Genomic DNA, 20,726 nt, shown 5'->3' with positions numbered 1-20,726 from the left:
TTGCTTCCTACTCCTTATGCTACCTCTGAAGGTTTCAACTTTTTTGATCTATAACGGTTAGCTTCTTTCCATTTCAAATACCAAAGGAATGTTCCAAGGTGAATCCAAGTTACGCTATGAGTTGGTTTTAAAACTCCTTCTTTGAATTCAGGAATACTCTCCATCTCTTTTTGATACGTATTTAAAGTAGTACGAGATAACCCATTGAAACGAATCATTAAATCCTCACGCCTATCCCATTCAGAAATCGAAGTCTTATCCGTAGCCATTTTGATTAATTCCGGAATAGTGGGTTTTTTCATATTTACATTCCTTTCTAATGTGAATTCTTAAGTTGTTCTAGAGCTGTTTCGATTGGTTTTATTTGTTTATCCGGTTTACGTCGACCATTCATAATGTCAGACATATATGTTTTCGAAATTCCAATTGTCTCAGCAAGCCAATTTTGTGTTTTATCGTACCGTGCTAACTCAACCCTAACTTTAACGATGAAATCTTTAGACATACCCACACCTCCCTTTTTTTAATAAAGCGAACAAAATACGCTAAAATAGTTGACATCCATCCCAAAGTTTTATAATATTGATTTATGGTTAATAAACAGACGGAATAATACCTATATATTAAACATTCTAAGTTTCCCGACCTCGATTGTTTTTAATAAATATAAGTGTCTTTCTGTATTTATTAGCGTATTTAATTTGCTTATGAGCTAATATTATCCCATAACTTTATAATTGTAAAGTGTTTTTTATTATACTTTGGGAAAAATAACTCATTTGCAAGAAGGATGGTTGAAAATGAGTTTATTTGAAAGGGTTTCAGAACTTGCAAAAAAACAGGGTAAAAGTTTAAATCGAGTTGCAGAAGATAATGGATTATCTAAAAATGCTATCTATCAGTGGAGAACGAGTAGTCCAAAAGCTGAGACTTTAGAGCTTATTGCAAACTACTTTCACGTATCGACAGATTACCTTTTAGGAAGGACAGACAACCCACACATGGGAATGTCCGAAAAACAAAAAGAAATGACCATAGAAGAAGCTTTGAAATCTGTTATGAGTTATAACGGTAAAGAAGTTTCGGAAAATGACCGTCAAGTTTTAGAGAGGATTGCAAAAGCATACTTGGACGGAAAAATATAAGAGGGTGTTTGTTTGGATGCTCAGATTTTAGAAATTGTTGAAAAGTTAAACATAACAATAGTTTATGATGAATTTTTGGAAGATCATGGGAAATATCTACCAATTGTAAATATAATTGTATTGAATAGTAAGTTAAATGATTTTGATATGAAGAAGGCTTTACTTCATGAATTAGGGCATGCTTGTGAAGATCAAGATAATTACGAGCTTTATAAACTCTCATTTGTCTTAAAGTCGAAAATGGAATATGCTGCAGATAGATTTATGATAAGCTACTTCACCAGCGAATACGATGACATTTATAATTATAGTCAATTAATAGAAGAATTTAGTATTGGGATGGGCTACGATGTTAAATATGCTAGATAAAAATACCCCTATCAAAGGACCAGCTTCGATAAGGGTTACTCATTTCTGAGATAGTACAAATATATTATATCAGAGAAATGAGGAAAGAAGATGAAAAAAGTCGTACCGTGCTTATTGTTTGTTGGTTTAATAATGACCGGATGTTCAAATAATGAAGAAAGTACAACTCCCCCAACTGATACAACTTCTCAAACGGCTTCTGTTTCTGAAGAACAGAAAGCTGACTTCGAATATGGGAAAATCATTACTGACGAGTTTGAACTTACTTATAAAAATTCTGAAATAGTTAAAAGTCCGTCTGAAGATGGCTATGGGTTATATATAACGTATTCATTAAAGAATACTTCAGATAACAATATCACACCTATTGATATTATTAATGATTACGTTTTATTTAAACAAGAGAATGAAACTTCTGAGGTTGATCTCGATAATACCTACTATAGCTTAGATGCATTTGGATCAACAGATGATGTCGAATCATATAATGAGCAAGTTGATAAAGAAAACTCTCGTTCTGATGAACTGTTACCCGATAAAACCGTGGACATAATAGAGACTTACTCTCTGGATAACTTAGATTTCCCAGTTAAAATGATAGCTATGTATGAAGATAAAGAAATAGGTATTTATGAAATTGATTTGACTGAATTAGAAAAACCTGAAGAAACAAAATCTTTAACCAATACAAATAATCCCAATGAAGATAGTTCCTATGACGAGGGCATTTCCGATATGCCAGCAAGCTGGCAAGAAGGTGAAGCTGAGTGGGAAAAAGCAAAGGCTGAAGGCTGGACAGCCGAGGATTGGGAAGAAGCAGTCAGAGCTAGTGAAAACGAAACTTATGTAGTAGGTTCCGGTCAATATGAAGATTCATTTAATGGTAGTCAAGCTGAGCAAACAACATTGCCTGAAGGAACTTCTGAAAATGCAAGACGTATATATTATGAAATAAAAAGTATTCATGATAGAGAATTAACATCTGGTGAAATTCAAACATTAGAAGCTATCGAGCAAGGCTATTACGAGTAAAGAAAAAAACACGCCCCTCCGACCAAAGACAGGCGTGCAAAACAAAATAAACGATAGGCTTATTTAGTCACGTCTATTGTAACAAAGAATTGAGGTACACACAATGTGGAGCGAATCTTTAGGTAACGGAAGATATAAGTTTATAGAAAGATACAAAGATCCCTATACCGAAAAATGGAAAAAGACAAGTACTGTTCTAACAAGTGATTCTTCCAGAGCCTGGAAGAATGCACAGAAAATATTAGACAAAAAAATAGAGGAAGCTTTGAGTAATTATGATAAATCTGACATCACTTTCAAGGAGCTTTACGAAGAGTGGTTTGTTTATTACCAACAACATGTAAAAAGAACAAGCTGGACCAAAGTTCCAAAGATGATGAAACATATTCAAAAAGTTATTTCTGACGATGTTCTTGTTCGAAATATAGACGAGAATATGATTCGTAATATTACAGAAAAAATGTATACTTTCGGTGACCTATCCTTGAATTATACGAAGCAGACCAAGACGACCCTTTCAATCATGTTGAATTATGCTGTTGAGAAAAAGTATATTAAACAAAATCTAGCGCTGAATGTCAAAATTCAAAGAAAAAAAGCTGAAGAAGAAAAAAGAAAAAAAAACATGGATGAAAAATACCTTGATCAAAGCGAAATGACAGAGTTGCTTGTATATATGAGAAAATCTACTAAAAGATTATTGCACGCTAACATTGCAGAATTGTTATATTTAACAGGCCTAAGATACGGAGAGTTACAGGCATTACAAGTAAAGGACTTTGACGGGAGTACTTTGGATATTAACGGCACATTAGACTATTCTTTCTTAAAAATGGCAGATGCTGTAAAAACTTCTCCTAAAAATATCTATTCTAAAAGAATAGTTTCTTTGCCTAATAGAGCAGTAAAAATTGTTAACGAAATCATAGAACACAACTCTTTAGTATTCGGCTCTCAAAGTAATGAGGATTATATATTTAAATCATCTAGAGGTACCCCGTTGTCTCTCCATAGCTTTAATATGGTACTGCATAGAGTTCAAGATGAACTAAAATGGGATAAAAACTTATCCTCTCACATATTCAGACATAGTCATATTTCTTTACTAGCTGAATTGAATCTTCCTTTAAAAACCATAATGGAGAGAGTCGGACATTCCGATGCCAACACGACTTTATCAATTTATAATCACGTGACCAAAAAATCCAAAGAGCAGGTTATCGATCGATTAAACAATTTGTAATTTGCCCCTTTTTTGCCCCTTTTGTATAAAATTGACATTAAACAAACAAAAGAACCCCTATAAATAGAGGTTCTTTTATTATAACTACATCATGCCGCCCATACCCATTGATGGGTCCATTGCAGGAGCTGCTGGCGCTGCTGGTTCTGGTTTGTCGGCAACGACTGCTTCAGTTGTTAACAATAATGCGGCAACAGAAGCTGCGTTTTGTAATGCAGAACGCGTCACTTTTGTTGGGTCAACGATCCCAGCTTCTAGCATGTTTACCCATTCGCCAGTTGCTGCATTGAAACCAACACCTAAGTCAGCGTTTTTCAATTTGTCGATGATAACTGAACCTTCGTAGCCTGCATTTTCAGCAATTTGACGAACTGGTTCTTCTAAGGCACGTAAAACGATTTTGACACCTGTTGCTGCATCGCCATCTGTTTCGATTTCTGCAACTTTGTTGATGACATTCACTAAGGCAGTTCCCCCACCTGAGACCATGCCTTCTTCAACAGCGGCACGTGTTGCATTCAATGCATCTTCAATACGTAATTTCAATTCTTTCAATTCAGTTTCAGTTGGTGCCCCAACTTTGATCACTGCAACCCCACCAGCAAGTTTTGCTAAGCGTTCTTGTAGTTTTTCACGGTCAAAGTCAGAAGTTGTATCAGCGATTTGGTTTTTGATCAATTGAACGCGTGCGTCAATTGCTTCTTTTTCACCAGCACCTTCAACGATTGTTGTGTTGTCTTTATCCACAACCACTTTGCTTGCTTGACCTAAGTTATCGATGGTTGCATCTTTCAGCTCAAGACCTAAGTCTTCAGTGATCACTGTACCACCAGTTAAGATCGCAATGTCTTCTAGCATTGCTTTACGACGGTCACCAAATCCTGGTGCTTTCACTGCAACAACATTGAATGTTCCACGGATTTTGTTCAATACAAGTGTTGGTAATGCTTCGCCATCAACGTCATCAGCGATGATCAATAATGGTTTTGATTGTTGTAAGATTTGTTCTAACAATGGCAAGATATCTTGGATGTTAGAGATTTTTTTGTCAGTGATCAAGATGTATGGATTTTCTAACGCTGCTTCCATTTTATCGTTGTCAGTTACCATGTATTGTGATAAGTAACCACGATCAAATTGCATTCCTTCCACAACATCTAATTCTGTTTCGATCCCTTTTGATTCTTCAATAGTGATAACACCGTCATTGCCGACTTTTTCCATTGCATCAGCGATGTATTGACCAACTTTTTCACTACCAGAAGAAACAGCACCAACTTGTGCGATTGCTTCTTTTGAATCAACGATTGATGAAATGTTGTGTAGCTCTTCTACAGCCACTTTTGTTGCCATTTCGATCCCACGACGAATACCTAATGGGTTCGCACCAGCGGTGACATTTTTCAATCCTTCACGAACGATTGCTTGTGTCAATAACGTAGCAGTCGTTGTTCCGTCACCAGCGATATCGTTTGTTTTTGAAGCGACTTCAGAAACAAGTTTTGCGCCCATGTTTTCAAAATGATCTTCTAATTCGATTTCTTTAGCGATCGTTACACCGTCATTTGTGATCAATGGTGAACCGTAAGATTTTTCTAAAACCACGTTACGACCTTTAGGGCCTAAGGTTACTTTTACTGTATCTGCTAATTTATCTACCCCACGAAGCATTGCTGCGCGTGCGTCTTCTGCAAATTTGATTTCTTTTGCCATGATTTCATCACCTCAAGTATTTTTTATTTTTCTTATTCTACTACTGCAATGATATCTTTTGCAGCAACGATCAAATATTCTGTTCCTTCATATTTCACTTCTGTGCCAGCGTATTTTTCGAACATTACTTGTTCGCCAACGTTGACAGCAACAGGAGCTTTTTCACCGTTTTCGAGCGTGCGTCCTTCGCCGACTGCAATAACGGTACCCGTTTGTGGTTTTTCTTTTGCTGCTGATGCAAGCACGATTCCGCCTACAGTTTTTTCTTCTTCTTTTGCGACTTCGATAATCACACGATCACCTAATGGTCTTAACACGATAAATCCCTCCAATGAATGTTATAGAATTTAGCATTAGCACTCTCTTGTATCGAGTGCTAACTTACAGTTTCAATATTACTCATTTTCCCAAATTTTTGCAAGCCTTTTGCTAAATTTTTTTTGCATTTCTAATTGATTGATAAATATAGTAGGATTTTTTGTTTCTAGAAGCAACCTAGTCTATAATGAAGCAAAGGAGTGTGAGGAAACAACTATGTCTTTATCAAAATATTCTTTGTCCACGATTCTTACTTACGGCATCGTCTTTTTTCTACCGATCGCCTTCGTCCCTAGCGGACATCAAGTAGCAGCAACAACGATCGGTTACTTAGCTGGTGCAGCGATCATGTTTTTCTTGTATTTCAAACAAACAGAACCGCTATCGTTTGAACACAAAAAAACCAAAGTCTCAGCGATTCTTATTTACGGGCTAACCGGCATTGTCGCAGCGATTTTGTTGCAAAATCTAGCCATCTTTATCGAATCCTTTTTCGGAGAAGTCAGCGCTTCGCAAAATACCGAAAACATCATTGCCATCGTGGTGCAAAACCCACTCTTTGCTCTCGCAGCAATGGTCGGTGGGCCAATTATGGAAGAATTTGTCTTCCGCAGAGCCTTAGTTGGCATCATTGGGAAATACAGCAATGTTTGGGTTGGTGTAGTGGTCAGCGCCGTAGCCTTTGCCTTTGCCCACAATGACAATCATCTCTTAGTCTATATTTTCTTAGGACTGTTCTTTTCTGGGCTTTATGCTTTGACCGGCAGTATTTGGACTTCCATGATCACCCATGTGGGAATGAACACTTTAGTTATTATTATTCAGTTATTGCTTCATTACGGCTATATCCAAATGCCCTAAAGAAAAAACGCTACGCAGAAATTTTGCGTAACGTTTTTTTCTTTAGACCTTCGTGCCATTGGACGCAATCACTTGCTGATACCATGCAAATGAATCTTTCTTCTGACGAGCAAGGGTTCCATTTCCTTCATTGTCTTTGTCCACATAGATCACACCATAGCGTTTCTTCATTTCCCCTGTCCCCGCAGAAACCAAGTCAATGATGCCCCACGGTGTATAACCTAATAAGTCGACGCCATCATAAGCTACTGCTTCTTTCATCATTTCGATATGGGCTTTTAGGTAGTCAATACGGTAGTCATCGTGGATCTGTCCATCCTCTTCCACCGTATCCACCGCACCAAAGCCATTTTCTACAATGAAAAGCGGTAATTCGTAGCGTTCGTTAAACCAGTTCATGGCATAGCGCAAGCCTACGGGATCAATCTGCCAGCCCCATTCAGAAGCATCGACATAGGGATTGTCCACCAGATCTTGGCTCTCATCATAGTCATAGGTTGGATCATTCTCCTTGCCTTTGATCGCAAAAGACATATAGTAGCTAAAACCAATGTAGTCAACACAACCTTTTGCCAAAGCTACTTCATCTTCAGGGGTGATATCTAAATCAAATTGTTTTCTTTCAAAATAGCTGCGCATATAGCTCGGATAGTGCCCACGGGCATGAACATCTGAAAACCAATAGCGCCGTTGCATGGCCACCGTGGCTGCCATCATGTCTTTGGGATCGCAAGAATACGGATAGATTGGGCACATCGCGATCATCGATCCGATTTGAAACGCAGGATTGATCGCATGTCCTAGCGCCACCGCTTTTGCACTGGCAACGAGCTCGTAATGAGCTGCTTGGTACATGACTTTTTCTCGGTCTTCTCCTTCCGTAAAGAACAGACCAGAATTGGTAAATGGCGCAAAATCTTCTTTATAGTTTGCTTGATTATTGATTTCATTGAAGGTCATCCAATACTTCACTTTCTTTTGATAGCGCGTAAAACAAACTTCTGCAAAGCGGACAAACAAATCGATCAACTTACGGTTACGCCAACCTCCGTATTCGGTCACTAAATGATAAGGCATTTCAAAGTGAGACAGGGTAATGACTGGCTCAATGCCATAGCGTAAACACTCATCGAATAATTGATCATAAAAGGCCAGGCCTTCCTCATTCGGCTCGCGCTCATCCCCCTTTGGAAAAATACGGGTCCAGGCAATCGATGTTCGGAAGCACTTCAACCCTAATTCGGCAAAAAGCTTGATGTCTTCAGGATACCGATGATAAAAATCGATCGCTTCATGATTGGGATAGCTTTCGCCCGGTTGGATCCCTTCCGTGATTCGGCGAGGAATTCCGTTGCCTCCGACAGTCATGACATCAGCGACACTCACGCCTTTTCCACCCGCACGATAGCCGCCTTCCAATTGGTGAGCAGCGACTGCGCCACCCCATAAAAAATCGTTTCTAAGTTTATTCATTTCTGTTCAACCTGCTTCCTTGGTATTAAACGATCTCTGTTTCTTGTTTATAGTTCAAACTATCGACCTTACGAATGAAAGGATAGTAAATAAAGAAGCCGATTGCTAAAACAACAAATTGTAAAATAGCGGTCCGGATGCCCCCTACTAGAAATCCTGAAATGATCGGCGGGGTCGTCCACGGAACTTGCACAGCAGTAAATAACGGTACGATACCAGTATAAAGTGCAAAATACGTGATCACGCCTGAAACCATCGGTGTCAAAATAAATGGTAAGACCATGATTGGGTTCATGACGATCGGTGTCGCAAAAATAATTGGTTCATTGATATTAAAGAATGCTGGGATCAGGGAGAGACGTCCTAATTGTTTGAACTGCGCTGAACGGGCAAAAGCAACCATGTATAGCACGATCCCAATCGTCATTCCTGCGCCAGTTACCGTCATAAATTGATCCAAAAACTGCTGGGTCACGATGTGTCCGCCATTTTCTAATGTCAATGCTTTACCAGATTCAAGAATAGCCGTATTGGCTAGTGAATTGGCTTGTAAAATTGGTCCCATGATCCCGCCCACGATCGTCGAACCATGAACCCCAAAGAACCACAAGAATGGCACTAAGAAGCCTAGCATCATTGCACCACCAAGGGAATCCGTCACCCCTTGCATTGGACTTTGAATCACGGTGTAGATCCATTCGACCACGGTTGTTTGAAAAACTTTATCAAAGAAAATATAAATGCCTAATGCGATGGTCGTCAAAACAGCGGCTGGAATCAATGCTGTAAATGAGTTTGCGACATTGGTGGGTACTTGCTCTGGCAGTTTGATTCGGATGTCGCGTTTCAAGAACCATGTATAGCCCCAACCCACAAAAAGTCCCACTAAAATGGCACTGATCATTCCTTGTCCACCGGTCCACGTCTTATCAATGACATTTGCGATGGTCACATTTGCTTCAGCATCCGTCACACTTGACTCCATAGTTAATAAGAAAATAACTAAACCAATCATTCCTGCAGGGAGTCCTTCGTAACCTTCTGCTTTTACATATGAATAGGCGATGCCCATTACGGCGAAAAAGGCCATAATTGCAAAAGAGGCGCCATAGGCTTGGTTGAAGTATTCACCTAAGCCGCTATTCGTTACCCAATCCGCAATCGACTGGACGGGAAAGTTTGCTAATAGTAGGAAAATCGATCCTACGATTGAAAAGGGCATCGTATAGAGCATACCGTTTCTTAATGCAGTGATTGCTTTCGTATTGACAAATTTTAATATTGGGGGTAATAATTTCTCATTGATCCATTCGTTCATCTCACATCACTCCTAAAATAAAATTCCATCCACCGGCCAGTGAATTCGCTTACAAATAAATCTTAATAGATAATATTCCCCTTGCCTATAGCTTTTCTAAGTTATGAAACATGTTCCAACAAAAAAAACAGCCGAAGCTGTTTTTTTACGATCACTTAGATTTGCTTGTAGACTTGATGGGCTAAAAGTTCGATCAGTGTAATCACTGGGACTTGCGTCGTCAGGTTCAAATCGACTTCTTTTCCCCCACTGACGACGGGCATATAGTAGGAAATATTGTAATCTGCCATTTGGGCGATCGTCGATTTTTCATCATTGGTGATACTGAGTACTTTTGCCCCATACCGTTTGAAGTCCTCCGTTTGCTTGATCATTTGAATGGTTTCCCCCGAAACTGATAAAATGATCGCTAACGTATTTTCCATCCCACGAGGCGGTACTGGCAAAAAGGGATCGACGATGCTATAGGCATTGATGCCTAAATTAGCAAAATAGCGGCTGCCATAGGTGCCAAGAATGCCACTTGTGCCGATACCTGAAAACGCCACATGGCGTGCGGAAAGAATTAGTTCTACCGCTGGCTGGATAAACTTACGGTAATCTTCATTATTGACTTTTTTTAAGAATGTATTGACTTGGATCGTTGCATCATAGAAAAGATCAAACGCTCGTGCATCTTGTTCCTTTTTTTGACAGATCGCATACTTTAACTCTGAATACCCGCGATAGCCTAATTTCGTGATACATCGTAAAATCGTCGAGGTCGAGACATGGCATGCAGCTGACAATTCGCGGATCGTCAGTTGATCGATCTCTTCAAAATGCTGGACAATGTACTTATAAACAGCCATTTCAAGCTCGTTCAGACGCTTGATTTTTTCTTCATCAAACATACCTGCTGCCTCCACCCGACAATTTTATCCTTTGTTGATCGATTAGATTGCAAATAACTCCGTCGCTTTGTCAGGATCGGTATCATAGACTTCAAATGTTTCTCCAACACCTAGATCATGTTCTTTCATGGTGTTGACCATCGTTAAGTGCGCCAACTCTTTCAAGTTGTTTTCTTTACTTAAATGACCAAGATAGACCCGTTTGGTATTGTCGGTCAAGATATCCGTCATGACCAGAGCGCCATCTTCATTCGATAAGTGACCACGATCTCCAAGAATTCGCTGTTTGAGGCTCCATGGGTAAGGGCCCATTCGCAGCATTTCTAGGTCATGGTTGCTTTCCACAAGGTACGCATCGGCGCCTTTGATAATGCCTCGCACATGATCGCTGCAATAACCGGTGTCCGTCAACATCACGAATGATTTGCCGTCTTTATGGAAACGATAAAATTGCGGCGCTGCAGCATCGTGAGAGACGCCAAAGCTTTCAATGTCCAAGTCACCCAAGGTCAGCACTTTTCCCATTTCAAAGATATGTTTTTGTTCGACAGCGACGTTACCGATCATTGGATCCATCGCTTGCCATGTTTTTGTATTCGCATAGACATCAAGTTTGTATTTTCGCGCCAGTACTCCGACACCGTGGATATGATCCCGGTGTTCGTGGGTCACAAGAATGGCGTCCAAGTCTTCTGGTTTCCGCCCTACTTCATCCAATAATGAAGTGATCTTCTTGCCGCTCAAACCGGCATCCACTAAGATCCGCTTTTTATTGCTTTCGATATAGAGCGAATTTCCTGAACTTCCGCTGGCTAGGATACTTACTTGAAAGGCATTTTCCTTCATCATGGTTTACGTGACTTCCTCTCTGGTTGTTTCAACGAGTTCCATTATACCCGCTTTTTTATGGATTTTCTACCTTTTGAACGGCATTATTCGTGATGATCCGATTGCTAAAGGCATTGACCGTTTCGATTTGGATGGTGTCATCGCCATCTAATTGGAACGCAATAAACCATGCAGGAATATACACATTTTTTTCCCTAACCTTCAAAATCATCGTATAGGCTAATTCCGTCCAGAGAATTTTCGAGTGACTCGGCAGCTTGTTGTTTAGATAAAGCGTATTTACTGCTTCTTTTTCTGAATAGACCGTCATCTTTTCCCTTAGAGGCGTAATATTGGAGATATGTGTTTGCGTGTAACGAGCAATCTGCAATAGATCATCCGTTTGTTCTAAGGTGATATCGATTCGACTTGAGCTGTCATTGAAAGGAATGCCTTCATAGGATTGAACCGCCACCACGGTCGGATGATTGGCGTTCAAGACAGAGAGGTTTTCCAAATAGTCATATTCATCCCCAAACAGGACTTGATCTTTTCGTTGCAAAAAACCATTGACGGTTTCTTCCGTTTGGGAATCATCACTGATGTAAAAGCCATTGGTTGAGACATGGATCAACTGCTGACCTTTGACCGTCGACCCTCTTTTGAACTGCGTATTGAGTTGCGGATTTCGTAGCTCCACATCAAAATCCGTCTGTTCACCGCTCAAATAATAGCCACTCAAGACCTCATCTGATAATTCGCCAGAATACCGAATGTCCTCAGACTCGAGACGTTGTTCGATAGGAATCGTTTGGTTTGATTGTGAAACCATCTGATGCTCGCTGCGAGCCTCACTGTAAACATTGAATAAAAAGACGTTCAGACCAAGAAAAGCGAGGAAAAAAATCCATTCGATTCGTTTAAAATCCAATTAATTCTCCTCCGTTTCTGCTAATTTTGTCATTAATGCATCATAACTGATCCAAGACGAGTCATAATTGACATACCAAGCAGGCGTCAAATCAACGAGTGGTGCATCTTTGATCTCCCCCCATTGATAGCCAACGATGATCTGTTGCAACAATTCAGGATCAGCCCCTGCCGCAATCAGATCATTTTTGACCGACAAACTAGAGGGTAATTCAATCTCGGTTTCAGAAGGAATCGGCACTTGAATCGCGTTCAAACTGGCAGAAATCGTCATTTCCCGACTGCCGGTCTGACCACTTTCTGAAAAAGCCACACTGATCACCCCTTGACCACCAGTACTAAAGACTGGATAGCCTTCAACGAAAACCCGATAATCCAAGTGCTTGTCTTGTTGATCAAAATAGCGGATCGTCCCAAAATTGTTGCCTAAACGAATAATATAATCCGCACTCAACATCGCCAGATCCGTTTCATCGGAATCATCTGTGGTAGTTTCAAACTTGACTTGCTGCTGATCTTGCAAGACCGTCATGTTTTGCCCACCTTCATAATAGTAGGTATCGACACTTTCATCATTGATCTTGACGTTTTTAGGATTGCTGAAAAAGGCTTCTCGAAACAAGCTCTGAGATTGAGTCGAAGAATAGTAGCTGTATTTTTTCAGCTTGATCGAATCCTGCGTATAATATTGCTTGCTGGATCGTTCTTCATCTGCCACCATTGTCGTCCATTCTCGAGGGTTGTCTGCTAGTAAGTGTTTTACTTGGCTTTTGTCCCAGTCGATTTTTCCTCGCACCACTCGTTGATGGGTAAAATCAACAAATTGGATCGTGTTTTCTTCAAGGTCAAACTGGATGCGGGAAAACGGAAAATCCTCTGTTTCACTTTCGTCCTCTAAGGACAGCTCTTTTTCAAAGGTTTTCTCATAATCTTTCAAGTAAAACGTTGTATAGTAGTTTAAGGACACCCCTTGATTGACTTCTTGGGCTTTTGAAAAAGCTTGTTCCTCGCCATAGGTTCGCAGCGTCAAATCACTGATCGTTGCCTCATTGATCGCCTCTTGGATCTCACGAATCACCGCTTCAGAGTTGGTTTCTTTGATCGCGTCCTCGTCATTCCAAGTCAAATACAGGGGCAAAAACAAATCGCTTTTTTGTTTGTAGGTTTGAACCGAAGGATTGACGCCGGTATCTGTTTCCGTGCTGGCATTGTTGAACCCAGTCGGATTCAGCCAAATCATATAGGAGAAATAAAAACTCAAGGCGATCATTACGATCAAGCCTACACGAATGATTTTTTCTGAGATTCTCATACCCACCAATCCTCCTCATACGGTTCATACGGCAACATGATGTAAAATGTTGACCCGCGATTTTCTCGACTTTCCGCCCAAATCGCACCGCCATGAGCTTTGATGACTTCTCGTGAGATCGCCAATCCTAAGCCAGTACCTCCTTGCTGACGGGCACGAGCTTTGTCGACTCGGTAAAAACGATCAAAGATCTTTGCGAGATCTTTTTTCGGAATCCCTAGTCCTTGGTCATTGATGCTAAGGACGATGTTGTTATGGGTCTCCATCAATTTCACCGTAATGATCCCGCCATCTGGCGAATATTTGATGGCATTATTCATGATGTTATCGATCACTTGGATCATTTTATCGGTATCGACTTCCAACCATAATTCTCGTTTAGTGAACTCCCGACGAATCAAGTATTTTTTGCTTTCATTCGTCACCATCATGTCAAAACGATCCAACACGAAATTGACCATTTCATTGAAATTGATGTATTCCAACTGCAGTTGCGAATTGCCGCTATCCATCCGCGACAGACTCAACAAGTCATTGATCATCCGAATCATTCGATCCGTTTCATCCAACGTCACTTTCAAAAAGTTCGGCGCAATTTCTGGGTCTTTCCAAGCACCCTCACTCAACGCTTCGATGTAGCTGCGCATACTCGTTAATGGTGTCCGTAACTCATGAGAAACGTTGGAAACGAACTCTCGCCGTTCCTGTTCATTTTTTTCTTGCTCTGTAACATCGTGCATCACCGCAACTAACCCAGAAATAAAGCCAGACTCCCGACGAATCATGGAGAAATCGATGCGCAAAATCATATTTGTTCCCGTCAAATCATTGCTAGGACGCTCCAACAGCATGTCTTCAGGATTTTCCAAAAGCTTTCGTAACGTGTATTCTTCATCGATTTCCAATAACGTCAAAATCGACTGCCCGATCGCTTCTTCGTTGCTGACATTTAACAAGGACATCGCCATCTCATTGATGGTAATGACTTTGCCTCGTCGGTCGGTGGCAACAACGCCGTCTGTCATGTGAGTCAAGACGCTGTCCAAGCGGTTTCGCTCAGATTCCATCGCCTCTTGAGTCTCTTCGATTCGTTCTCCTAGTTGATTAAAGGTCTCCGCCAGTTGCCCCAATTCATCTTTTCCATGAATCGCGACCTTGCGGCTATAATCTCCTTTGGCGATGCGAATCGCTTGTTCGCGCATCTCTCCGATCGGTTGGGTGATGGAACGAGAGACCAATAGTGCCACAATGATCGAAATCACTGCCGCAATCAGCGAGGCTGTCACAAAAATGACCGCAGTCGTACTGACTTCATTGTATTTTGACTCAAGATTGCTCCGTAAATAAAGGGTTCCTAAAACGGTATCCCCTGTCGGTGATTGGATCGACTGCACGATATTGAACACCCGCTGGCCGCTGGATTCATCATAGAGGACTTCACTGCGGTTCGTATCGTAATCACGGTAATCATTTTTTTCTCCCACCGAGCCACGATCATTGATATTGGTGGTTGCACGAATGATCCCTTGCTCATCCACCACCCGCATCTCCAAAATTTCCGATGAGTTGGTACTCGTTAAGATTCGATTCAAGGAAGCATTCATGGAATCCCAATCTAAACCGTCATCATTATCCATTCGACTCAATTCAGAGCCTAATGTTACCACTAACGTGCTGGCACGTGCCTCCATGTCGCGTTTGAAGGCATCGACCGTTGTTCTTTCCAATTCGCGAATAAAATACGCCCCGATAATCTGGATCGCAATCAATAAGATCAAGATAAAAGTCAGGGCGATTTTGAAGTTCACCGATTGAAAAAAGCGAACTTTATTTTTCATAGCTTATTCCTGTTCTGGGTTCCGCAAGTAATAGCCCACTCCGCGACGAGTAACCAAATAATTTGGATGGCTCGGGCTGTCTTCGATTTTTTCACGTAAACGACGCACCGTCACGTCAACGGTCCGAACATCACCAAAGTAGTCATAGCCCCAAACCGTTTGCAATAAATGCTCCCGGGTCATCACTTGACCAAGATGTTTTGCCAAGTAGTGCATCAATTCAAACTCTCGGTGCGTCAATTCGATGGCTGCACCATTTTTAGTGACCATGTACGCATCAGGATGAATGGTTAAATCACCAATCGTTAATTCGCTGTTGGCGTTATCGTCTGCTTCCTTCGCAGCTGCCGAGCCGCGACGCAGATTGGCTTTGACGCGGGCCACCAATTCCCGGTTTGAAAATGGTTTGGTTACATAATCGTCCGCACCAAGCTCGAGGCCTAGTACTTTATCGATTTCAGAATCTTTGGCTGTGACCATGATGATCGGCATGTCATGGGTTTTGCGCACTTCCCGTGCAACTTCCAACCCATCCATTTTTGGCAGCATCAAATCAAGCAAAATCAGATCAGGATCGACCTCGGCTACTTTTTCTAATGCCTCTTCTCCATCATAGGCGGTATATACTTCATATCCTTCTTTGGTTAAATTAAATTTGACGATATCAGAAATTGGTTTCTCATCGTCCACGACTAGGATCTTTTTCAAAAATGTCACCTCAATTTTTTTTGGTTTCTTACTTATTATACATTATTTAAACGGGCTTTTCATCTTTCCCAAAAACCGCGGCCTTATTCTTAAGGAAAGCACAAAAAAAGAAAGGCACGGGGCCTTTCTTTTTTACTCTTCTAAAAGCTGGATACCGATCCCTAACAACCCAGGACCCGTGTGGACGACTAATGCGGGAGAAATTTGTCCAAATAAGATTTCTTTGACCTTAGGAAATTCGGCTTCTAATCGTGCTTTCATTTCTTTGGCTTCTTGCAGTGCATCACCTTGCGCCACAGCTAAACGCACATGGCGATGGTCACCGATGAATTGCTTGATCAAGTCAACGGTTTTGTCCAAGCTTTTCTTCCGTCCACGAGATTTTGCGACCGTATAGTAGATCCCTTCTTCATTACAAGAGATAATTGGATTCAATTTCAAGGCATTGCCTAAGATGGATGCGACCAGACCGATCCGGCCGCCTTTTTGTAAATACTCTAAGGTAGCTACGTTGAAAAAGACTTTGTTTTTCGGCACTTCATTCGTTAATTGTGCCCGCAGTTCTTCCCAAGTCACGCCTTTTTCTAACAGTTCTGCTGCACGAATCGCTTGCAGCCCTGCACCGATTCCGATATTTTTCGTATCAAGTACGAAAACCTCAAGATCCGTCCGTTGTTCACCTAACAGGCGAACGACGTTAAACGTTCCGCTCAATCCGCTGGAGATGGTTACGGCAAAGACTTTCTCATACCCATCGGCTTTGATCCGATCAAAGATTTCCCCGATCGCAGCACCGTCAGGTAACGAGGTACTAGGGATCTCTTGCGGCAAGCGCTCGTAGATTTCTTCCGCAGTAATATCAACTTTATCGGTATAGGTCCGATCCTTGTAGATAATTTGCAATGGCAGCATATACATGCCGTATTGCTCCATGATCTGTGCGGGAACATCGGTACCTGAATCAACTAATAGGGCAATTTTCTCTTTATTCATGGGCTTCTCCTTTATGTGTTTCTAAATAAATGACTTCTAATTCAATCGTTTTTTCTGCCAATAGTTTGTTGGCAAAGGAACGCGTCGCACCTTTCATGGCTACTAATTCAATTGGGATCGGTTCCGACGTCATTTGTTCGGGTTCTCCCATTGCTTCTTTGCCGACAAGGTGGATCGCTTTTTCTTGTTCTTCACAAAATACATTGTAGGCATTTCTGATGCCGACGACTTTCCCTTGAAAAAGGATCCCCGTCTTTATTTCAGGAATCGTCAGCACTTGCTTGAGCATCGTGATCGCAATCAAAAATGCGAGATGCTTTTGATTGTAACGTTTCTTCTCTGGTGCTGGAATCATCCCTTTTTTGACATAATTATTGACCATGGAAGAGGTCAATAGCGGATGCTTTTCCGTTTGGATCACCGGCGATAAATATTGATCGATCAATGTGATCACCTGATCCATATACAGTTCCAGCGTTGGCAATTCTTCCCATCTCGGCAGGTGGAAATTCAGCAATGAATTGCCCCAATTTTTCATGTCTGCTTGTAATTTTTCCATGTCATCCTCCATTTTGACGAACAGAAGGTTAGATTATCACAAACTAATCATCTAGTTTTGATAACTAGATACATTTTATCACGGTTTTCTGAGTTTTTAAAGCAATCTGATCAATCTTTTAAGAATTTCCTATCATTTGAATTTGGGAAACAAATGGTGTTTTATTAAGATAACGCCAGTTTCTCAACTGAAAAAAGCGCATATTTTTTTCAAAAGAATGATTGATTTTTCAACAATGGAGTGCTAAGATAATGAAGTACTTTTGGTACGGGCCGTTAGCTCAGTTGGTAGAGCAGCTGACTCTTAATCAGCGGGTCGCGGGTTCGAGCCCCTCACGGCCCATTGGGTGCCAAACCCACGGAACAGGTAAATGTTGGTGCGAAAGCATTTCGAAAACATTTATGCTGTTCCATTTTTTTGTTTATAATTAATTTATTGCCAATTGAATAAGAAGAAATGCCTTGCTGTCAAAAAGTTTCTTATTAAATGATGTATGTAAGAGCTATGCTTTTCGAAAAGTTTTTTTCTACGAGATGACTGAACTCTTTGCACGTGAAATGCTTCGTTTCTCCATAAATTAACTGAGTCAGATAATTTGTGGAAGTAATAGCTTCTGTATAAATTCAGTGAGTGCTTCGCTAGTTCAAAAACCTTTACAGTAATTTTTTTCTCACTATTACCACTACAAATTAGATATGAAATCAAAAAAATCACTACCTAGTCCTAATGAAAAGGTAGTGTATTTTTAATGCTGTTCATTCTTCTAAGAGCGCTCCTTAAGAAACTCTTCTAAACGATTCAAATCTTTCTGAGATAGTTACCCTATATCTTTATATTTAAAATCTATTTTTTCTTTGGAAAGAACGAATAACGTTCCTGTGTCAATCCAAGACTCTTTTTTTAAATTTGAATCTTGCCAATCATTGATATGGAAATAAAGCTTTTTTATGCGCTCTGATTTGTGTTCAAACTTGCTTGTAATCGCATAAAAAAGAACTTCATTTTCACTATTCTCAATAATCAAAACTGGTCGTCTTTTTCCTTCTGGTTTACCCACATAAGCCACATACATTGAAACTATTTTATTCATCTTCATCCAACCAAGCCTCGAAAGCCTTATTATCATCTATCCTCGTCACATTAATAGATTTTTTCGCTAACTTAGCAATTCGCCTAGCTTGCTTTGTTTGTTCAGAAAGTTTTACCTCAAAGGGTAATCCCCCTTTTTCTATGACTTGTTTATAAAAAATAGTAATTGCCGTAGTGGGATTCATTCCTAAATCATGTAAAATATCTTCTGCTTCCATTTTTAGATCTTTTTCAACCGCAATCTGAATTCTTTCTTTTTCCTTCTTCATAACGCACCCCCAAAAAAGAGTTTTTTATACTTATATTATACTCTATTTGAGCGCTATTTTCACTTACTATACTCATAAATAAATTTATTTTTCGCATAAGAAATCTAACTTCTTCAAATTACCTAACTTTTAGTAAGTGGGTTTAACACCCAATGAACAGGTAAATCGTGGCGCGAACCCCTATTTATATTATCTCCATATATTCTTCAAAAAATCCATGGATATTACACTAACACTAATTATCGTAACACCATAAAACAAGGAGCATAACTTGTTAACCTATGTCATGTCCCTTGTTTTTTTAATTCAGGTATTGATAAACTAAATACATAAACCATACTAATCCTATTATAAAAAATAGATTTAAAATGTTTTTATTTATTTTTCTTCTTTGCTCTCCAAAGTATGGCGACCTTTTTTGCCAAAACAATTTCCTGTTTTTCACATCAGAAAAAAACAATTTAAAAATTATAAATAACACAGGAAGAGAAAAGTTTAACACTATATAAAAAATATCTGTAGGATCTCCAATTAAAACTAACCCTATCAAAATAAATAATATAATAAGAAAAATTAGTTTATACTGAACTTTCATAACTCACCTATACAATCAATTGATTTTATTCTATTTGTATTCTGAAGGTTCTGAGGGGACGATCGTCATTTTAAAATAGTTCTCCTATTTCTTACCCTCTTTTACAATTTTGGCTGATCTAATTCCTCTCATCAGCAATTGGATACAAATTTCGTACTAGCTGCTCTTATTCTTCATTTGGGGTGGTCACCGCTAAATTATTTCTTCTATCGAAGAATGCAACAAGAAAAGAAATTGCCAATCACTATTTTGCTTCTAGCATGACTGTCCTTCGTGTCCTGCACAGGAATAAGACTAACTGTATTGAAAAAGAGTAAAAAAAGTTTTGAGGCTACTTCATATATTCTTTTGCTCGATCACTACCTCATCTTCATTTACCGGTTCTTCGAATCCTGAAAAAAACCGTTGAAGGATTTCTTCTGTAATAGGAAAAGCGGAATTTGCAGTCTGGACTTTATTTCTGATCGCTAATCGTTTTCGTAAAGTATCATAATCAGCTTTTAGATAGATTACTTTAATCGTCACATCATATGCTGCCAGTAGTTCTCTATAAGCGTCTCGGTGACTTTTAGCCCAAAAACTAGAATCGACAACTACGTTTTTTCCTTCTTGAACAGCCTTTACTGTAAGCTCTTTCATTTTAACTGAAGATAATGAAGAAACTTTTGCATATTTCTCCGAAGGGTAATCAACACCATAAACGCCATAATCTTCCCAAATCAATTCATCTATTGCTAGTCTTACATAGCCTTCTTGCTCTTTTTGTTTTGAGTAAGTGGTTTTGCCTGCACCACTAACGCCACACATCAAAAGTACCTCAACCATTATTCTCCTCCTACCTTTTCTGATCAATAAACAAAGAGAACGAAAAAACCTTATTTGTAATCACCGCTCGTGTTTTAGACCACTGTTCGCCACCACATCTGATGGTACAATGATAACATTGTTTTTATGAACAACAAGCAGATTGGGAAACAATCGCAAGAAAAATAGTAAGTAAAACCATATATTAGAGAATAGAAGCGTTAGCCACTTAAGCTAACGGATAAATCAAATTTTTGTCCATTTCCACTCTACTATAAAAAAATTATTTTCTACAAAAAATAGGAACGAAAGCCAAAATACGAAAGAAACATCATGGCTAAAACTTATGTATGTAATGGTATCTTTACTTCTATTATTCCAATTTTAAAATAAACTAAGCCACCACCCAACCCCTGATAGAAAAACAAGAATAGAC

The 20,726-nt window shown here is 39.8% G+C and carries 22 protein-coding genes and 1 tRNA gene; 6 read left to right on the top strand and 17 right to left on the bottom strand.

Annotated features, from left to right (window positions below; genetic code table 11):
- Window positions 1-14 precede the first annotated feature (14 nt).
- Window positions 15-302: a hypothetical protein gene (locus tag IGI76_RS03625; RefSeq protein ID WP_162985197.1), complete on the bottom strand. Its 288-nt coding sequence runs from the start codon at window positions 300-302 to the stop codon at window positions 15-17.
- A 14-nt stretch (window positions 303-316) separates the two neighbouring features.
- Entirely contained in the window at window positions 317-505 is a 189-nt protein-coding gene (locus IGI76_RS03620) for a helix-turn-helix transcriptional regulator (RefSeq protein ID WP_086294643.1), read from the bottom strand.
- 295 nt (window positions 506-800) lie between these two features.
- On the opposite strand from IGI76_RS03620, the gene IGI76_RS03615 reads away from it, so the two are divergent.
- From IGI76_RS03615 to IGI76_RS03600, 4 genes are all read left to right on the top strand, one after another.
- Window positions 801-1,145, top strand: coding sequence for a helix-turn-helix domain-containing protein (locus IGI76_RS03615; protein WP_086294642.1), 345 nt, complete (start codon window positions 801-803; stop codon window positions 1,143-1,145).
- Between the two features lie 12 nt (window positions 1,146-1,157).
- Window positions 1,158-1,514 carry an ImmA/IrrE family metallo-endopeptidase gene (locus IGI76_RS03610; RefSeq protein ID WP_428215251.1) on the top strand — a complete coding sequence of 119 codons (357 nt, stop codon included), beginning with the start codon at window positions 1,158-1,160 and terminating at the stop codon, window positions 1,512-1,514.
- Window positions 1,515-1,604: 90 nt separating this feature from the next.
- Window positions 1,605-2,546, top strand: coding sequence for a DUF5067 domain-containing protein (locus IGI76_RS03605; protein ID WP_428215252.1), 942 nt, complete (start codon window positions 1,605-1,607; stop codon window positions 2,544-2,546).
- Window positions 2,547-2,649: 103 nt separating this feature from the next.
- Window positions 2,650-3,789, top strand: coding sequence for a tyrosine-type recombinase/integrase (locus IGI76_RS03600; protein WP_438781058.1), 1,140 nt, complete (start codon window positions 2,650-2,652; stop codon window positions 3,787-3,789).
- Between the two features lie 84 nt (window positions 3,790-3,873).
- On the opposite strand, the gene groL is transcribed toward IGI76_RS03600, so the two are convergent.
- The gene (gene groL / locus IGI76_RS03595; protein WP_005237384.1) at window positions 3,874-5,502 is read right to left on the bottom strand and encodes a chaperonin GroEL; all 1,629 of its coding nucleotides are present in this window, start codon (window positions 5,500-5,502) and stop codon (window positions 3,874-3,876) included.
- Between the two features lie 32 nt (window positions 5,503-5,534).
- Window positions 5,535-5,819: a co-chaperone GroES gene (gene groES, locus IGI76_RS03590; RefSeq protein ID WP_005225291.1), complete on the bottom strand. Its 285-nt coding sequence runs from the start codon at window positions 5,817-5,819 to the stop codon at window positions 5,535-5,537.
- 217 nt (window positions 5,820-6,036) lie between these two features.
- On the opposite strand from groES, the gene IGI76_RS03585 reads away from it, so the two are divergent.
- Entirely contained in the window at window positions 6,037-6,681 is a 645-nt protein-coding gene (locus IGI76_RS03585; protein WP_005225290.1) for a CPBP family intramembrane glutamic endopeptidase, read from the top strand.
- A 42-nt stretch (window positions 6,682-6,723) separates the two neighbouring features.
- Here IGI76_RS03585 and IGI76_RS03580 read toward each other — a convergent pair whose 3' ends face one another.
- The 10 genes from IGI76_RS03580 to IGI76_RS03535 form a co-directional block, all read right to left on the bottom strand.
- Window positions 6,724-8,154 (bottom strand): 6-phospho-beta-glucosidase, encoded by a 1,431-nt coding sequence (locus tag IGI76_RS03580; protein WP_194193936.1) that lies wholly within the window; start codon window positions 8,152-8,154, stop codon window positions 6,724-6,726.
- Window positions 8,155-8,179: 25 nt separating this feature from the next.
- Window positions 8,180-9,472 (bottom strand): PTS sugar transporter subunit IIC, encoded by a 1,293-nt coding sequence (locus tag IGI76_RS03575; protein WP_005225288.1) that lies wholly within the window; start codon window positions 9,470-9,472, stop codon window positions 8,180-8,182.
- A gap of 155 nt (window positions 9,473-9,627) precedes the next feature.
- Window positions 9,628-10,365, bottom strand: coding sequence for a MurR/RpiR family transcriptional regulator (locus IGI76_RS03570; RefSeq protein WP_010747610.1), 738 nt, complete (start codon window positions 10,363-10,365; stop codon window positions 9,628-9,630).
- 42 nt (window positions 10,366-10,407) lie between these two features.
- Window positions 10,408-11,214, bottom strand: coding sequence for an MBL fold metallo-hydrolase (locus IGI76_RS03565; RefSeq protein ID WP_005231151.1), 807 nt, complete (start codon window positions 11,212-11,214; stop codon window positions 10,408-10,410).
- A gap of 55 nt (window positions 11,215-11,269) precedes the next feature.
- Window positions 11,270-12,124: a two-component system regulatory protein YycI gene (locus IGI76_RS03560; RefSeq protein ID WP_005225285.1), complete on the bottom strand. Its 855-nt coding sequence runs from the start codon at window positions 12,122-12,124 to the stop codon at window positions 11,270-11,272.
- Window positions 12,125-13,435, bottom strand: a complete 1,311-nt coding sequence (locus IGI76_RS03555) for a YycH family regulatory protein (RefSeq protein WP_060792693.1) — start codon at window positions 13,433-13,435, stop codon at window positions 12,125-12,127. It lies immediately after the preceding gene.
- The gene (gene walK, locus IGI76_RS03550; protein WP_213335829.1) at window positions 13,432-15,273 is read right to left on the bottom strand and encodes a cell wall metabolism sensor histidine kinase WalK; all 1,842 of its coding nucleotides are present in this window, start codon (window positions 15,271-15,273) and stop codon (window positions 13,432-13,434) included. Before walK ends, IGI76_RS03555 begins: the two co-directional genes overlap by 4 nt.
- A 3-nt stretch (window positions 15,274-15,276) precedes the next feature.
- Window positions 15,277-15,981 (bottom strand): response regulator YycF, encoded by a 705-nt coding sequence (yycF, locus tag IGI76_RS03545; protein WP_010747607.1) that lies wholly within the window; start codon window positions 15,979-15,981, stop codon window positions 15,277-15,279.
- A 132-nt stretch (window positions 15,982-16,113) separates the two neighbouring features.
- On the bottom strand, window positions 16,114-16,974 hold the full coding sequence (locus IGI76_RS03540; protein WP_005225280.1) for a DegV family protein: 861 nt from the start codon (window positions 16,972-16,974) through the stop codon (window positions 16,114-16,116).
- Complete coding sequence (locus tag IGI76_RS03535; protein WP_208773572.1) at window positions 16,967-17,533, bottom strand: DUF1836 domain-containing protein; 567 nt, start codon at window positions 17,531-17,533, stop codon at window positions 16,967-16,969. The genes IGI76_RS03540 and IGI76_RS03535 overlap by 8 nt, the downstream gene beginning before the upstream one ends.
- A 269-nt stretch (window positions 17,534-17,802) precedes the next feature.
- Here IGI76_RS03535 and IGI76_RS03530 point away from each other — a divergent pair.
- Window positions 17,803-17,875, top strand: a tRNA-Lys gene (locus IGI76_RS03530).
- Window positions 17,876-18,350: 475 nt separating this feature from the next.
- Here IGI76_RS03530 and IGI76_RS03525 read toward each other — a convergent pair.
- From IGI76_RS03525 to IGI76_RS03515, 3 genes are all read right to left on the bottom strand, one after another.
- A complete protein-coding gene (locus IGI76_RS03525; protein WP_060792690.1) occupies window positions 18,351-18,629 on the bottom strand; it encodes a type II toxin-antitoxin system PemK/MazF family toxin in 279 nt (92 codons plus the stop codon).
- The gene (locus IGI76_RS03520; protein ID WP_333718992.1) at window positions 18,616-18,891 is read right to left on the bottom strand and encodes a type II toxin-antitoxin system RelB/DinJ family antitoxin; all 276 of its coding nucleotides are present in this window, start codon (window positions 18,889-18,891) and stop codon (window positions 18,616-18,618) included. Before IGI76_RS03520 ends, IGI76_RS03525 begins: the two co-directional genes overlap by 14 nt.
- A gap of 931 nt (window positions 18,892-19,822) precedes the next feature.
- Window positions 19,823-20,311, bottom strand: coding sequence for an AAA family ATPase (locus tag IGI76_RS03515; RefSeq protein WP_333718991.1), 489 nt, complete (start codon window positions 20,309-20,311; stop codon window positions 19,823-19,825).
- Window positions 20,312-20,726 lie beyond the last annotated feature (415 nt).

The organism is Enterococcus sp. DIV2449a (assembly GCF_051711225.1).
GTDB lineage: Bacteria > Bacillota > Bacilli > Lactobacillales > Enterococcaceae > Enterococcus_D > Enterococcus_D casseliflavus.
This window is presented reverse-complemented; position numbering and strand designations above follow the sequence as displayed.

What these genes read in the sequence shown, in the direction of transcription:
- IGI76_RS03565 (WP_005231151.1), bottom strand. Translation starts at nt 11,214, where the DNA reads ATGATGAAGGAAAATGCCTTTCAAGTAAGTATCCTAGCCAGCGGAAGT.
- IGI76_RS03620 (WP_086294643.1), bottom strand. Translation starts at nt 505, where the DNA reads ATGTCTAAAGATTTCATCGTTAAAGTTAGGGTTGAGTTAGCACGGTAC.
- IGI76_RS03520 (WP_333718992.1), bottom strand. Translation starts at nt 18,891, where the DNA reads ATGAAGAAGGAAAAAGAAAGAATTCAGATTGCGGTTGAAAAAGATCTA.
- IGI76_RS03580 (WP_194193936.1), bottom strand. Translation starts at nt 8,154, where the DNA reads ATGAATAAACTTAGAAACGATTTTTTATGGGGTGGCGCAGTCGCTGCT.
- IGI76_RS03605 (WP_428215252.1), top strand. Translation starts at nt 1,605, where the DNA reads ATGAAAAAAGTCGTACCGTGCTTATTGTTTGTTGGTTTAATAATGACC.
- walK (WP_213335829.1), bottom strand. Translation starts at nt 15,273, where the DNA reads ATGAAAAATAAAGTTCGCTTTTTTCAATCGGTGAACTTCAAAATCGCC.
- groL (WP_005237384.1), bottom strand. Translation starts at nt 5,502, where the DNA reads ATGGCAAAAGAAATCAAATTTGCAGAAGACGCACGCGCAGCAATGCTT.
- IGI76_RS03540 (WP_005225280.1), bottom strand. Translation starts at nt 16,974, where the DNA reads ATGAATAAAGAGAAAATTGCCCTATTAGTTGATTCAGGTACCGATGTT.
- IGI76_RS03600 (WP_438781058.1), top strand. Translation starts at nt 2,650, where the DNA reads ATGTGGAGCGAATCTTTAGGTAACGGAAGATATAAGTTTATAGAAAGA.
- IGI76_RS03535 (WP_208773572.1), bottom strand. Translation starts at nt 17,533, where the DNA reads ATGGAAAAATTACAAGCAGACATGAAAAATTGGGGCAATTCATTGCTG.
- IGI76_RS03525 (WP_060792690.1), bottom strand. Translation starts at nt 18,629, where the DNA reads ATGAAGATGAATAAAATAGTTTCAATGTATGTGGCTTATGTGGGTAAA.
- IGI76_RS03570 (WP_010747610.1), bottom strand. Translation starts at nt 10,365, where the DNA reads ATGTTTGATGAAGAAAAAATCAAGCGTCTGAACGAGCTTGAAATGGCT.
- IGI76_RS03575 (WP_005225288.1), bottom strand. Translation starts at nt 9,472, where the DNA reads ATGAACGAATGGATCAATGAGAAATTATTACCCCCAATATTAAAATTT.
- IGI76_RS03615 (WP_086294642.1), top strand. Translation starts at nt 801, where the DNA reads ATGAGTTTATTTGAAAGGGTTTCAGAACTTGCAAAAAAACAGGGTAAA.
- IGI76_RS03625 (WP_162985197.1), bottom strand. Translation starts at nt 302, where the DNA reads ATGAAAAAACCCACTATTCCGGAATTAATCAAAATGGCTACGGATAAG.
- IGI76_RS03515 (WP_333718991.1), bottom strand. Translation starts at nt 20,311, where the DNA reads ATGGTTGAGGTACTTTTGATGTGTGGCGTTAGTGGTGCAGGCAAAACC.
- IGI76_RS03585 (WP_005225290.1), top strand. Translation starts at nt 6,037, where the DNA reads ATGTCTTTATCAAAATATTCTTTGTCCACGATTCTTACTTACGGCATC.
- IGI76_RS03555 (WP_060792693.1), bottom strand. Translation starts at nt 13,435, where the DNA reads ATGAGAATCTCAGAAAAAATCATTCGTGTAGGCTTGATCGTAATGATC.